The sequence below is a fragment of the Pseudomonas sp. D1HM genome (assembly GCF_019266105.1).
In the GTDB taxonomy this organism is placed as follows: domain Bacteria; phylum Pseudomonadota; class Gammaproteobacteria; order Pseudomonadales; family Pseudomonadaceae; genus Aquipseudomonas; species Aquipseudomonas taetrolens.
Window position 1 is genome coordinate 71,014 of the sequence record NZ_LRMN01000002.1, and the last position, 13,962, is coordinate 84,975.

General features: G+C 59.7%; 16 protein-coding genes. 10 read left to right on the forward strand and 6 right to left on the reverse strand.

Features of this window, described 5'->3' with window-relative positions; all coding sequences use genetic code 11:
* Positions 1-10: 10 nt before the first annotated feature.
* The 4 genes from AWM69_RS01205 to pilG are packed head-to-tail and all read right to left on the reverse strand — an operon-like array spanning position 11 to position 3,498.
* Positions 11-2,068: a methyl-accepting chemotaxis protein gene (locus AWM69_RS01205; protein WP_218725590.1), complete on the reverse strand. Its 2,058-nt coding sequence runs from the start codon at positions 2,066-2,068 to the stop codon at positions 11-13.
* Positions 2,069-2,119: 51 nt separating this feature from the next.
* On the reverse strand, positions 2,120-2,659 hold the full coding sequence (locus AWM69_RS01210) for a chemotaxis protein CheW (RefSeq protein ID WP_048380990.1): 540 nt from the start codon (positions 2,657-2,659) through the stop codon (positions 2,120-2,122).
* Between the two features lie 10 nt (positions 2,660-2,669).
* The gene (pilH, locus tag AWM69_RS01215) at positions 2,670-3,047 is read right to left on the reverse strand and encodes a twitching motility response regulator PilH (protein ID WP_048381697.1); all 378 of its coding nucleotides are present in this window, start codon (positions 3,045-3,047) and stop codon (positions 2,670-2,672) included.
* Between the two features lie 43 nt (positions 3,048-3,090).
* Positions 3,091-3,498: a twitching motility response regulator PilG gene (gene pilG, locus AWM69_RS01220; RefSeq protein ID WP_218725591.1), complete on the reverse strand. Its 408-nt coding sequence runs from the start codon at positions 3,496-3,498 to the stop codon at positions 3,091-3,093.
* A 354-nt stretch (positions 3,499-3,852) separates the two neighbouring features.
* Between pilG and gshB the strand changes: the two genes are divergently transcribed.
* From gshB to AWM69_RS01255, 7 genes are all read left to right on the forward strand, one after another.
* Positions 3,853-4,806 carry a glutathione synthase gene (gene gshB / locus AWM69_RS01225; protein WP_218725592.1) on the forward strand — a complete coding sequence of 318 codons (954 nt, stop codon included), beginning with the start codon at positions 3,853-3,855 and terminating at the stop codon, positions 4,804-4,806.
* 77 nt (positions 4,807-4,883) lie between these two features.
* Positions 4,884-5,783, forward strand: a complete 900-nt coding sequence (locus AWM69_RS01230; RefSeq protein WP_218725593.1) for an energy transducer TonB — start codon at positions 4,884-4,886, stop codon at positions 5,781-5,783.
* A 170-nt stretch (positions 5,784-5,953) separates the two neighbouring features.
* Positions 5,954-6,526 (forward strand): YqgE/AlgH family protein, encoded by a 573-nt coding sequence (locus tag AWM69_RS01235; protein WP_131653426.1) that lies wholly within the window; start codon positions 5,954-5,956, stop codon positions 6,524-6,526.
* Positions 6,526-6,966, forward strand: a complete 441-nt coding sequence (gene ruvX / locus AWM69_RS01240) for a Holliday junction resolvase RuvX (RefSeq protein WP_048381000.1) — start codon at positions 6,526-6,528, stop codon at positions 6,964-6,966. The genes AWM69_RS01235 and ruvX overlap by 1 nt, the downstream gene beginning before the upstream one ends.
* Before the next feature lie 80 nt (positions 6,967-7,046).
* The gene (pyrR, locus tag AWM69_RS01245) at positions 7,047-7,562 is read left to right on the forward strand and encodes a bifunctional pyr operon transcriptional regulator/uracil phosphoribosyltransferase PyrR (RefSeq protein ID WP_131653427.1); all 516 of its coding nucleotides are present in this window, start codon (positions 7,047-7,049) and stop codon (positions 7,560-7,562) included.
* 17 nt (positions 7,563-7,579) lie between these two features.
* Entirely contained in the window at positions 7,580-8,584 is a 1,005-nt protein-coding gene (locus AWM69_RS01250; RefSeq protein WP_131653428.1) for an aspartate carbamoyltransferase catalytic subunit, read from the forward strand.
* Positions 8,581-9,852, forward strand: a complete 1,272-nt coding sequence (locus AWM69_RS01255) for a dihydroorotase (RefSeq protein WP_218725594.1) — start codon at positions 8,581-8,583, stop codon at positions 9,850-9,852. The genes AWM69_RS01250 and AWM69_RS01255 overlap by 4 nt, the downstream gene beginning before the upstream one ends.
* Before the next feature lie 106 nt (positions 9,853-9,958).
* On the opposite strand, the gene AWM69_RS01260 is transcribed toward AWM69_RS01255, so the two are convergent.
* A complete protein-coding gene (locus tag AWM69_RS01260) occupies positions 9,959-10,375 on the reverse strand; it encodes a TM2 domain-containing protein (RefSeq protein WP_019828036.1) in 417 nt (138 codons plus the stop codon).
* Between the two features lie 252 nt (positions 10,376-10,627).
* On the opposite strand from AWM69_RS01260, the gene AWM69_RS01265 reads away from it, so the two are divergent.
* Positions 10,628-11,275 (forward strand): C40 family peptidase, encoded by a 648-nt coding sequence (locus tag AWM69_RS01265; RefSeq protein WP_048381006.1) that lies wholly within the window; start codon positions 10,628-10,630, stop codon positions 11,273-11,275.
* A gap of 93 nt (positions 11,276-11,368) precedes the next feature.
* Here AWM69_RS01265 and AWM69_RS01270 read toward each other — a convergent pair whose 3' ends face one another.
* On the reverse strand, positions 11,369-12,358 hold the full coding sequence (locus AWM69_RS01270; protein WP_218725595.1) for a type IV pilus twitching motility protein PilT: 990 nt from the start codon (positions 12,356-12,358) through the stop codon (positions 11,369-11,371).
* A gap of 56 nt (positions 12,359-12,414) precedes the next feature.
* Between AWM69_RS01270 and AWM69_RS01275 the strand changes: the two genes are divergently transcribed.
* Entirely contained in the window at positions 12,415-13,101 is a 687-nt protein-coding gene (locus AWM69_RS01275) for a YggS family pyridoxal phosphate-dependent enzyme (protein ID WP_131653431.1), read from the forward strand.
* 32 nt (positions 13,102-13,133) lie between these two features.
* A complete protein-coding gene (gene proC / locus AWM69_RS01280) occupies positions 13,134-13,952 on the forward strand; it encodes a pyrroline-5-carboxylate reductase (protein ID WP_218725596.1) in 819 nt (272 codons plus the stop codon).
* The last annotated feature ends 10 nt before the right edge of the window (positions 13,953-13,962 follow it).

A 13,962-nucleotide genomic window follows, 5' to 3' on the forward strand; every position in this document is an offset into this window, starting at 1 on the left:
TTGCGCCGCACTACTGAGGTTCACGCGGTTTTTGCGTGGCAGGCAAGGTGAATCCAGACACCGAACGCCGCAGCTGGCTGGCCATTTTGGCCAGGTTGCCAATGCTGTCTGCGGTAGCCGTGGAGCCGGACGATGTTTGGGTGGTGATTTGCTGAATGACGTTCATCGTCAGGGAAATCTGCGCCGCCGAACTCGTTTGCTGCTGCGCGGCATTGGAGATGCGCTGGATCAGGTCGGCCAGGTTCTGCGACACGCCTTCGATCTCTTCCAGCGCCACCCCGGCGTCATGGGCCAGGCGGGCACCGCGCACCACTTCGGTGGTGGTCTGTTCCATGGAGATAACCGCCTCGTTGGTGTCAGCCTGGATCGCCCGCACCAGCGTTTCAATTTGCCGCGTGGCGGCTGACGAGCGCTCAGCCAAGCGTTGAACCTCGTCGGCCACCACCGCAAAACCGCGCCCGGCATCTCCCGCCATAGAGGCCTGGATCGCCGCGTTGAGGGCCAGAATATTGGTCTGATCCGCGATATCGTCGATCAAACTTACTATGTCGCCGATCTCCTGCGAAGACTCGCCCAATCGCTTGATACGCTTGGCGGTGTCCTGAATCTGGTCTCGAATGTTATCCATGCCGTGAATGGTGTTGTGCACCACTTCGTTGCCTTTGTTGGCAATGGCCACGGAACGCTCCGCCACCGCCGACGACTCGGAGGCGTTGGCCGATACCTGGTCGATGGAGTCAGCCATTTGCTGAACAGCGCCGGAGGCCTCGGCAATTTGCTGGGCCTGATGCTCTGAAGCTTCGGCCAGTTGCATGGCGGTGGCTTGCGTCTCCTGCACCGCAGCGGCCACTTGTCCGGCCGTGAGGTTGATGGTCGCCACCAGCTCGCGCAGTTGGTCGATGGAATAGTTGATGGAGTCGGCAATGGTGCCCGTGAAGTCCTCGGTGACCGACGCCGTGACTGTCAGATCGCCGTCCGCCAGGTCTTCGATTTCGTCCAGCAAGCGCATGATCGCGTTCTGATTGCGCTCGTTTTTTTCGGCGGTCTCACGCAACTGACGATTGGTTTCGCGAACCATTACCAGCCCAATCAGAATGATGGACGCCAGCGCCAGCAAACCCAGCACATAGCCGCCGATGATTTCCAGCGAACGCCCGCTGGCAAGGTTTTCGAAACCATTGGCCAGTGTCGAGGCTTCGTCGAGCAGCGTTTGCGACAAACTGAAAATGGTGTTGGCGGCTTCCCGTACCTGAAAGAGCTGCGGTGAGGTTTCAAGGATCTCGTCCACCGACCCGGAGACAAACTGGAACAGCTCGGAGATCTCCAGCAACCGGGCCCGGGCATCCTGGTCTGCAACCCGGGGAATACGCAGCTCGGAATTGCCCTCCAGCATACCGTTGAGCACTTGCCCGAAGCGCAGGGCGTCGCGACCAAAAGTGCCAGCCGCTTGTGCCGCATTTTCATCACCGGCCAGTACCGTATTGACCGCCCCCAGTATTCGTTCAGCCAACAGTGACTGACGCTGTGCCAGCGCCACCTGGTCGGCAGGGGCGCCACGCTGCAAGAGTATTTCGACGACCTTTTCGTACTCGATTTGCAGCTGAGGCACGGTTTCAGCCAGCGTCGCCGCCACCTGATGCAGCGACAACACGGTTTGTTCGCTGGCCAGAATGGCATTGACGCTGTTCAGCAGCTGTTCCCAGTCACGCTGAACGGCCTTCATTTCCTGGTGGACTGCGTGTGGCGCCACGGGCAGTCCAGTGGCCGGGTCGCCTTTTTTCAAGTACCCCCAGCGCTGGCTGAAATCGTTACGCGCATCGCTGAGCAACTTGAAGGCAGCCGCTTTGCCGGCAGCGGCTTCAGTGGCGTTTTTGGCGATACGCTGGGACAGGACGCGCAACTCGCCCGCGTGGCTGATGTACTGCTTGTCGTAATTGGATTGGGTGTTGATATAAGCGAAGTTGGCGAACAACAGCATGATGAACACGATCAAGGCGATAAAAAGCACAATGATCTGCGAACGACTGCGCGACCCTTCCAATGGTTTAGCGGTATGTGCTGTGGTCATCAATCAGGTCCTGAGATCCCGGTTCAAGGTGCAAGGCAAAGGAGTTGCCCTTCAAACGGCTACCGCCCAAAACTGCGGCGCGCGGGCCAAGGCAAACGGGCTGAACACCCACCAGGGATGCTCAGCGGCAAAATGCCCCTGCACATAGGGCGCAAACAACGGGTCGGGCAACGTCAGCAGGCGACTATCAAGATTGCCCTGGGCAAAGTGTTGCATGCCCAGCACTTCATCAACCTGCAAACCGACAAACACTTCTTTGTACTCCAGAACCAGCACCCGACGCTGCTTGCGCAAGGGGGTCAGCTCGACCCCGAAAAAACCGCAGAGGTCCATGATCGGCAGCAGTTGGCCACGCAGATTGGCCACCCCCTTGACCCAGGATTTCACCCCCGGCAACAAGGTAAAACGCGGTTCATGCAGGATTTCGGCAATTTCACCCATCGGCGCCACAAAACGATGCTCGCCAATCCGGAAACCGATGCCGCTCCAGGTATCGACTTGCGCCTGGGCAGGCACCAGGTCCGCCGCCAGCGCACGACAGCGCTGGTCAATCTCAAGCAACAGTTCGAAGGCGGTCAGAGAGCCTGGCATGCGGCGACCGTCACTCGGCTGACGGGGCGGACAGTGCGTCGGTCACCGCTTTTATCAAGGCCGCTTCCTCGATTGGCTTGGTCAGGTAGCCCTTAGCCCCCTGACGGGCGGCCCAGACCATATCGGTTTCCTGGTCCTTGGTGGTCACCACAACCACGGCAATGTGGCGGGTTTCCGGATCTTTGGTTAACTGGCGCGTGGCCTGAAAGCCGTTAAGGCCCGGCATCACGATGTCCATCAACACAACATCGGGTTTTTCCTGACGCGCAAGCGCGACGCCATCCGCGCCATTTTCAGCCTTGAGCACTTCATGACCGTGCTTTTCCAGCATGCCGGACAATTTGTACATTTCAGTCGGCGAATCATCGACGATCAGAATGCGAGCCATGGTGTTCCCCATTTATTTAGGTGATCGTCCGGCGGGCCGGGCGTCATTGAGCGTTTGGGACAATATTGAAACCGGGTACGTGGGCCTTGATTGCACTCAGCAGTTCTTCTTTGCTGAAAGGCTTGGTCAAAAATTGATCAGAACCCACAATCCGCCCCTTGGCCTTGTCGAACAAGCCGTCCTTGGACGACAACATAATGACGGGCGTCGACTTGAACGACCGGTTATTTTTGATCAGCGCGCAGGTCTGATAACCATCGAGCCGCGGCATCATGATGTCGACAAAGATAATGTTCGGGTGATGGTCGACAATCTTGGCCAGCGCATCAAAACCGTCGATGGCCGTAATGACCTCGCATCCCACGTTTTTCAGTAACATTTCGGCAGTACGGCGAATGGTTTTCGAGTCATCGATCACCATTACTCTCAAGGCGCTGGGATGCTTTTCCATATCTGCTCTACCATCGCCACGGCGACCCGTTTGGTTACAACTGTTCGGCCTTGGCCCTGAATCCTTGCGGATCAAGGGCTCCAAGCGTATGCGAGCCTTTTTAGCACAGTCTCTACCTGCAATCTATCCGACGGCCCCGAGCGACTTGGTGCTGGCGGTTTTTCCTTGACCGGGGCCACACTCAGCGCCACTCTGGCGCCACTTTTCAGTACCTTTTCACCCAGTTTTCTGTAGAAGCGAGCTTGCTCGCGATGGCATCGGCACTCGTTGAGGCATTAACCGAACCCTGCGCATCGCGAGAAAACCCGCTGCTGCATGATGAAATCTTCGCCAACTTTATTTGAGGAATTCGCCATGAGCGTTCGAGTCGGGATTGTCATGGACCCCATTGCGGGCATCTCCTATAAAAAGGACAGCTCGCTGGCCATGCTGCTGGCCGCACAGGAGCGCGGCTGGACCCTGTTCTACATGGAGCAGCAGGATCTGTACCTGAATGAAGGCAAGGCGCGGGCCCGGATGAAGCCGCTCAAAGTGTTCGCCAACCCTGAAAAATGGTTTGAGCTGGACGCCGAGACCGACACCGCCCTGAGCGATCTGGACGTGATCCTGATGCGCAAGGACCCGCCCTTCGATATGGAGTTCGTGTACTCCACCTACTTGCTGGAACAAGCCGAGCGCGACGGCGTGTTGATCGTCAACAAGCCGCAGAGCCTGCGTGACTGCAACGAAAAACTGTTTGCTACCCAGTTCACCCAGTGCACGCCACCGACCGTGGTCAGCCGCCGCTCCGACGTGCTGCGCGAGTTCGCCGCCTTGCACGGTGACGTGATCCTCAAGCCGCTGGACGGCATGGGCGGCACCTCGATTTTCCGCCACCGGGTCGGCGATCCGAACCTGTCCGTGATTCTCGAAACCCTGACGGCCAACGGCACCCAGCAAATCATGGCGCAAGCGTACTTGCCAGGTATCAAGGACGGCGACAAACGCATCCTGATGATCGACGGCGAGCCCGTGCCGTATTGCCTGGCCCGTATCCCGGCGCAAGGCGAGACCCGTGGCAACCTGGCTGCAGGCGGCCGTGGAGAAGCCCGCCCCTTGACCGATAAAGACCGCTGGATTGCCGCCCAAGTGGGCCCAACCCTGCGTGAAAAGGGCTTGCTGTTCGTAGGTCTGGACGTCATCGGTGAACACCTGACCGAGATCAACGTCACCAGCCCGACCTGTATCCGCGAGATCGACAACGCCTATGGCACCCGGATCGGCGCCCTGCTGATGGACGCCATTGAGCGTAAGCTCGCGGCTCGCTGATCCACAACCTCCAGAAAACGACCCACATTGCGCTATCATGCCCAGCCTGTGAAACCCGCGATGTTGGTCTTTTTGCCATGACACTTCCCAGCGACCTGCCACCCGAAATGCGCCGTACAGGCGTACGAGCGGCTGATCGCCTGGGTTTTACCCTGTTTGTCGCAGCACTGCTGCACATCGCGGTGATTCTGGGTGTGGGCTTCAGCATGAGCGAACCCAAGCAGCTCAGCAAAACGCTGGAGATCACGCTTTCCACCTTCAAAAGCGACAAAGCGCCGAAAAAAGCCGACTTTCTCGCCCAGGACAACCAGCAGGGCAGCGGTACGCTGGATAAAAAAGCCGTGCCAAAGACCACTCAGGTCGCACCGTTCCAGGCCAACACCGTAAAAAAGGTCACGCCTCCACCCGCCGCCAGTCCCGAGCAGGTCGAAACCAAGCCCAAGGCAGCCGTGACCACGGTGGCACCCAAACCCAAAAAAGCCCCGGTGCAGCCGCAAAAGGTCAAGACCGAAGCGGCCCCCAAGGCCAATATCCCTACATTTGACAGCTCGCAGTTGTCCAGCGAGATCTCCAGCCTGGAAGCCGAGCTGGCCAACGAGCAGCAACTGTACGCAAAACGCCCAAAAATTTACCGCATGAGCGCGGCCTCGACCATGCGCGACAAAGGTGCCTGGTACAAGGAAGACTGGCGCAAGAAAATCGAACGCATCGGCAACCTGAACTACCCCGAACAGGCCCGTCGCGAAAAAATCTACGGCAAGCTGCGGCTACTGGTATCGATCAATCGTGACGGATCGCTGCACGAGGTCCTGGTGCTCGAGTCATCCGGTCAACCGCTGCTGGATCAAGCCGCACAACGGATCGTGCGCCTGGCTGCACCCTTCGCCCCGTTCAGTGGCGACCTGGCAGATATCGACCGCCTGGAAATCATCCGTACCTGGAAGTTCGCCCCGGGTGACCGGCTTTCGAGTAATTGAGTCTTACCCGTAGCCGCTGCCGCAGGCTGCCTGGTGTACCTGATGAAACCCGTATCCCGGATTTACGATCGCTTCGCAAACGGACGCAGCCTTCGCCAGCTGCTACGAGTTCGAACCAATCTTCTTCCACCAACTTGTCAGTTCACGTTGCCAGCGCCACACTAAGACTCATGAAAAACCACGTACCGACTTACCTCAAGCATCAATTCCTGATCGCCATGCCACACATGGCCGACCCGAACTTTGCGCAAACCTTGACCTACATTGTCGAGCACACGGCCAATGGGGCCATGGGACTGGTGATCAACCGGCCGATGGAGTTGAGTCTGGCGGACATTCTTGAGCAATTGCGCCCTGAGGTGGTTTCTGCCGCCTTGTGTGCGCATGTTCCGGTTTATGGCGGCGGCCCGGTGATGACTGACCGCGGTTTCGTGCTGCACCCCAGTGGCATGAGCTTCGACGCCACGGCCCAGCTCGAAGACGGGTTGGCGCTAAGCACCTCGGCAGATGTTCTGTTCAGCATTGCCGATGGCCGGGGCCCGCAACGCAGCCTGATTTGCCTGGGCTATGCCGGATGGGAGCCCGGCCAGCTGGAGGCCGAACTGGCCGACAATGCCTGGCTGACGTGCCCTTATTCGGCCCATATCCTGTTTGAAACCTCAAGCGAGCTGCGCCTGGACGCCGCCGCCAAACACCTCGGAGTGAACCTCAATTTGCTAACCAGTCAAGCAGGCCATTCCTGATGGCAAGCCTTCGCTTACTGCTGGGTTTCGACTACGGCACCAAATCCATCGGCGTCGCCGTTGGCCAGATGATTACCGGCCAGGCCCGCGAGCTGTGCAACTTGAAAGCCGAGAACGGTATCCCGAAATGGGAGCAGATCGAGGCACTGATCAAGGAGTGGCAGCCCGACGCAATGGTCGTAGGCATGCCGCTGAACATGGACGGCACCCCGAGCGAGTTCTGCGCCCGGGCGCAAAAGTTTGCCAACCGTCTGAATGGCCGTTTCAATCTGCCCGTTTTTACCCACGATGAACGCCTGACCACCTTCGAGGCCAAGGGTGAGCGCCGCTCTCAGGGCGGCCAGCGAGGCAGTTACCGCGACAACCCCGTTGATGCCATCGCCGCCAAACTGGTGCTGCAGGGCTGGCTCGACGAGAACCCGGCTGAACCTCAAGCCTGACGCTGCGTTTAAAGACTGACGCGCCCACTGTTTGTGCCCGCCGTATATTGTTTCCTGCGCGGGCCTTTTAAGGAGCCACCATGATCCTGCCTGTTCCTGCTGAATTGATCTCTCAGATGGCCGTTGATCTTCAGGCCCATCTGGCCCGCCGCGGCATCACCGAGCCGCGCTTTATCGGTATTCGCTCCGGCGGCATCTGGGTTGCCCAGGCATTGCTGCGCGCCCTGGACAGCGACGCGCCGCTGGGCACGCTGGACGTGTCGTTCTATCGCGACGACTTCAGCCAGAACGGCCTGCACCCGCAAGTGCGCCCGTCTGACCTGCCCTTCGAGATTGAAGGCCAGCACCTGGTATTGATCGATGACGTACTGATGAGCGGCCGCACCATTCGTGCCGCGCTCAACGAATTGTTCGACTATGGTCGCCCGGCCAGCGTGACCCTGGTCAGCCTGCTGGATCTGGATGCTGCGGAGCTGCCGATCCGTCCAGACGTGGTAGGGGCGACCTTGTCGCTGAAGCCCACCGAACGGGTAAAATTGTCCGGCCCCGCGCCACTGACCCTTGAACTTCAAGACCTTGCCACTGTTGCCAATTAAGAGACGAGACCATTGCGATGACGCCTATAGACGCCAAGCGCCCGCTTCAGCTCAATGATCAGGGCCAGCTGCGCCATTTTCTGTCACTCGACGGCCTGCGCCGCGAGTTGTTGACCGAAATTCTCGACACCGCCGACTCGTTCCTTGAAGTGGGCGCCCGCGCGGTGAAAAAAGTCCCGCTGCTGCGCGGCAAGACCGTGTGCAACGTGTTCTTCGAGAACTCCACCCGGACCCGTACCACGTTCGAAATGGCCGCCCAGCGCCTGTCTGCCGACGTCATCACACTGAACGTGTCGACTTCGTCCGCGAGCAAGGGTGAAACCCTGCTCGACACATTGCGCAACCTTGAGGCCATGGCTGCCGACATGTTTGTCGTGCGCCACGGTGATTCCGGTGCCGCCCACTTCATCGCCGAACACGTATGCCCGCAAGTTGCGATCATCAACGGTGGGGACGGCCGCCACGCGCACCCGACCCAAGGCATGCTCGACATGCTGACAATCCGTCGGCACAAGGGCGGCTTTGAAAATCTTTCGGTGGCCATCGTCGGCGACATCCTGCACTCGCGGGTTGCGCGCTCCAACATGATTGCGCTCAAGACCCTGGGCTGCCAGGACATCCGCGTGATTGCCCCGAAAACCCTGTTGCCGATCGGTATCGAGCAATACGGAGTGAAGGTCTACACCGACATGACCGAAGGGTTGAAAGACGTCGACGTGGTGATCATGTTGCGCCTGCAACGCGAGCGCATGGCCGGTGGCCTGCTGCCGAGCGAGGGCGAGTTCTATCGCCTGTTCGGCCTGACCACTGCACGCCTGGCCGGCGCCAAGCCGGATGCCATCGTGATGCACCCGGGCCCGATCAACCGCGGCGTCGAGATCGAGTCGGCCGTGGCCGATGGCCCGCACTCGGTGATTCTCAACCAGGTGACCTATGGGATCGCCGTACGCATGGCGGTGCTGTCCATGACCATGAGCGGACAAACAGCCCAGCGCCAATTCGAACAGGAGAACGCCCAGTGAAGCTCAGCATTCTCGGCGCCCGCGTCATTGACCCCGGCAGCCAACTGGATCAAGTGACCGATCTGCATCTGGAAGCCGGCAAGATCATTGCCATCGGTTCGGCTCCCGCCGGTTTTATCCCGACTCAAACCCTCGATGCCACCGGCCTGGTCGCGGCACCGGGGCTGGTGGACCTGAACGTCGCGCTGCGCGAGCCGGGCTACAGCCGTAAAGGCACGATTGCCAGTGAAACCCGCGCCGCTGCAGCCGGTGGTGTGACCAGCCTGTGCTGCCCGCCCCACACCAAACCGGTACTGGACACCTCGGCCGTTGCCGAATTGATCCTCGACCGCGCACGTGAAGCCGGCAACTGCAAAGTGTTCCCGGTGGGTGCCCTGAGCAAAGGCCTGGACGGCGAACAGCTGGCCGAGCTGATTGCCCTGCGGGATGCCGGCTGTGTCGCCTTCGGCAACGGCCTCAACAGCTTTACCAACACCCGGACCTTGTGCCGGGCGCTGGAATACGCTGCGACTTTCGACCTGACAGTGATTTTCCACTCCCAGGACCGTGACCTGGCTGAAGGCGGCATTGCCCACGACGGCCCGATGGCAGCATTCCGCGGCTTGCCCGGGATCCCGGAAACCGCCGAAACCGTGGCCCTGGCCCGCGACCTGCTGCTGGTTGAGCAAAGCGGCGTACGTGCGCACTTCAGCCAGCTGACCAGCGCGCGCGGTGTCGCCCTGATCGCACAAGCCCAGGCACGCGGCCTGAAAGTTACCGCTGACGTGGCGCTGTACCAGCTGATTTTGACCGACGAAGCGTTGGTGGATTTCTCCAGCCTGTACCACGTGCAGCCGCCGCTGCGCACCCGCGCCGACCGCGATGGTCTGCGTGAAGCGGTGAAGTCCGGTGTGGTGCAAGCCATCTCGAGCCATCACCAGCCCCACGAGCGTGACGCCAAGCTGGCGCCTTTCGGTGCAACCGAACCGGGCATCAGCAGCGTTGAAGTACTGCTGCCGCTGGCCATGACGCTGGTAGACGACGGCTTGCTGGATCTGCCGACACTGCTGGCACGTCTCAGCGCCGGCCCGGCTGACGCCTTGCGCCTGCCGGCCGGACACCTGAAGGTGGGTTCAGCGGCGGATCTGGTGCTGTTCGACCCGGCAGCCTCGACCGTGGTCGGTGAGAAGTGGCATTCCAAAGGCGATAACTGCCCGTTCCTCGGCCATTGCCTGCCGAGTGCCGTGCGTTACACGCTGGTGGATGGCCGAATCAGCTACGAAGGCTGATGAAGCTGTAGCCGCGGGCTGCGATGGGCTGCGAAGCAGCCCTCAACTAATGAAAGGTCCCCCCGGACCTGATCGCAGCCTGCAACAGCGGCTACACGCCGGTGACTTAACGACGCTCGGCGTTCTTGATCGAGATCTGAGTGTTGAGCGTCCAGAAGTCATACAGAATACCGATCAGGAACAAACCGCCGGTAAACAGATAGATGATGCCGGTGATCCATTTCCCCATGTACATGCGATGTACACCGAACAGCCCCAGGAACGTCAGCAGAATCCAGGCAACGCTGTAGTCGGTATCACCCGACGTAAAACGCAAGTCGGCTTCCCGGTCCATGCTCGGGATCAGGAACAAGTCGATCAGCCAGCCAATGCCCAACAGACCCAAGGTGAAAAACCAGATAGTCCCGGTTACCGGCTTGCCGTAATAAAAGCGGTGCGCGCCCAAAAAACCGAAAATCCACAGCAAATAACCCAGCACTTTACTGTGCGTATCACGCTGTATGTCGTCTCGATAGCCACTCATATAGGTCCCCTTTGGAGCTGATAGAAAAAAATTGTTCATTTTTTTGTGACTTTTTTACTGTCACGCGACAGGTAAAAGTGTCTTACAAAATTTAGCGCAAACCCTTATAGAACCTGACCTGCGTCGCTGCGATGCGACAATTTGCCACCGGGGTTACGCTTTTCCCCTCCTCAGCCCAATCGACAAACGGACTGAGAAAGGACAAAAAAGCTGTTATAAAGTTTCGCGCTTACCACCATAGAGCCCTGCCGAATGCGTCCTTTTTTCAAGACATGGCTAACCATTTGCCTGTTAATACCACTGGCTGCCCACGCCACCAATCGTGAGCAACATCTTCCTTCAGGCTTCACTGGCTACACCGCAAAATCATCTGCGGGTACTCGTGTTGTTGCCTCTAACAGCAAAACCATCGCTCGTTCTGCGTCCAGTAAAGTCCATCACAAGGTTCCAGGCAAAATTGCCTCGGCTGCCCTGATTGCCGCCAACGAACAAAGCAGCACGGTATTGAGCCGTGCGGTCAATGTGCTGGGCACCCCCTATCGTTGGGGCGGCAGCAGCCCAAGTAAAGGGTTTGATTGCAGCGGGCTGGTCAAATACGCCTTTAACGACGTCGCGGCGGTTGATCTGCCACGCACCTCAAGCGCCATGGCCAGCGGTCATGGACAAAAAGTCGACCGCAAGGATTTGAAGCCCGGCGACTTGCTGTTCTTCAACATCAAGAGCCGCAGGGTCAACCATGTCGCCATTTACCTGGGCAACGACCGGTTCATCCACGCCCCGCGTCGCGGCAAGTCGGTCAGCATCGACACTCTGAAGAAGCCGTACTGGCAGAACCACTATGTGGTCGCCAAGCGCGTTTTGCCTAAACAGCAAACCAGCCTGCAGCTTGTTCAACGCTAAAACCCTGCCCCTGCAGGGAACGAGCTTGTTCGCGATGAAATGGCTACGGTGTATCTGAAAACCGTGTCAACCGTATCGCGAGCAAGCCCGCTCCTACAGTTCGCCTTTATCCCTCAGCCGTTTCAGGCTCATCTCCAGCGTCTGCATGCCAAGCGCCCCGCCCGTCTGGATGGCCGTGACCATCTGCGACACCTTGTTCTCCCGGATCAGGTTGCGGATCGCTGGCGTGCCCAACATGATTTCGTGGGCCGCCACACGCCCACCCCCCGGCTTCCTGACCAGCGTCTGAGATATCACCGCCTGCAATGACTCGGACAGCATGGCCCGTACCATCGCCTTTTCTTCCCCCGCAAACACGTCTACCACCCGGTCGATGGTCTTGGCCGCCGAAGGCGTGTGCAGCGTGGCCAAGACCAGATGCCCGGTTTCCGCGGCTGTCAGCGCCAGGCGGATGGTCTCGAGATCACGCATCTCACCGAGCATGATCACATCCGGGTCCTCGCGCAGAGCCGAACGCAGTGCTGCGGCAAAGCTGTGGGTGTCGCGGTGTACCTCGCGTTGATTGATCAGGCATTGGCGCGACGCGTGGATGAACTCGATAGGGTCCTCGATGGTAAGAATATGCTGCTGGCGAGTGCTATTAAGGTGGTCGATCATTGCCGCCAGGGTGGTGGTCTTGCCCGAGCCGGTGGCCCCGGTGACCAGAACCAGGCCCTGCGGCGTATTGCAGAGCTGGCGGAAAACCTCACCAAGGCCTAGCGACTCCAGGCTCGGCACCGTCCCGGCAATGCTGCGAAACACCGCACCGTCACCGCGCTGCTGCTTGAACACATTGACCCGAAAGCGGCCCAGCCCGGGCGCTACGTATGAAAAGTCCGCTTCGTGGTGCGCCTCAAAGGCAATGCGCTGGGCATCCGTCATCACACTGTGGATCAGCGCCCGGGCCTGCGCCGGAGCCAGCGCGGGCAGCTCGCAGCGCATCATCTCGCCGTCCACCCTCAACAGGGGCGCAACACCCGCAGACAAATGCAAGTCCGAAGCCCCATGCCTGACGCTAAACGCCAACAGGTCGGCGATATCCATCCCCCCTCCCAATTCCAGTAGAATGCCGCAGACTTTCACAACGGCGGGCTTAATCGATGTCCACGATAGCAGGCAACATTGCGCTGGTTGAGGCTCGCATCCGCGCTGCGGCCCTGGCTGTGCAACGTGATGTAACGAGCGTTCACCTGCTCGCTGTCAGCAAGACCAAACCCGCGGCCGCACTGCGTGAAGCCTATGCCGCCGGGATTCGCGACTTTGGCGAAAACTACCTTCAGGAAGCACGGGCCAAACAGGTTGAGTTAGCCGACCTGCCCTTGAGTTGGCACTTCATTGGCCCCATTCAATCGAACAAGACGCGTGATATCGCCGAGCACTTTGACTGGGTGCATTCTGTAGACCGCCTGAAAATTGCTCAGCGCCTGTCTGAACAACGCCCGGCAGAGCTGGCGCCTCTGAATATCTGCATTCAGGTCAATGTCAGTGGCGAAGCCAGCAAATCGGGCTGTACTCCAGCAGACTTGCCTGCGCTGGCAACAGCGATCAGCGCATTGCCACGCTTGAAATTGCGCGGCCTGATGGCCATCCCGGAGCCGACCGAAGACCGCGTCGAGCAAGACCGGGCATTTGCCACGGTACGTCACCTGCAAGAAAGCCTGAATCTTGGGCTCGACACACTTTCAATGGGCATGAGCCACGACCTGGAGTCGGCCATCGCCCAAGGTGCCACTTGGGTGCGCATCGGCACTGCACTCTTTGGCGCCCGTGATTATGGCCAGGCCTGAGAAAACCACTCTCACTTTTAGAAGGATCGGTTATGAGCAAGATGCGTATTGCCTTTATCGGGGCAGGTAACATGGCGTCCAGCCTGATCGGTGGCCTGCGGGCCAAAGGTCTGGACGCCGCACAGATCCGCGCCAGCGATCCCGGTGCTGAAACTCGGGCCAAAGTAGCCGCCGAACACGGCATCGAGCTGTTTGCCGACAACGCGCAGGCGGCTCAGGACGCTGACGTGATTGTGATCGCGGTCAAGCCACAGGCCATGAAGGCGGTGTGCCAGGACCTGCGCCCCCACCTCAAGCCTCATCAGCTGCTGGTCTCGATTGCCGCCGGCATCACCTGCGCCAGCCTGCTGAACTGGCTGGGCAGCCAGCCCCTGGTGCGCTGCATGCCGAATACACCTGCGCTGCTGGGCAAAGGCGTCAGCGGCCTGTTCGCCACCCCGGACGTGACCACTGAGCAACGCCAGCAGGCCGATGAACTGCTCAGCGCCGTAGGCACCGTGGTGTGGGTTGACGCTGAAGCGCAGATCGACGCGGTCACCGCCGTATCCGGCAGCGGCCCGGCGTACTTCTTCCTGCTGATCGAAGCCATGACCGATGCGGGCGTCAAACTGGGTCTGTCGCGCGATGTGGCAGAACAGCTGGCCGAACAAACGGCGCTCGGCGCTGCGCACATGGCCGTGGGCAGCGATGTCGACGCCGCCGAATTGCGCCGCCGCGTGACCTCGCCGGCGGGCACCACTGAAGCTGCAATCAAATCATTCCAGGCCAGCGGCTTTGAAGCCATGGTCGAAACAGCATTGAGTGCCGCCGCGCACCGCTCGGCCGAAATGGCCGAACAACTGGGCCAATAAGGAGCACATG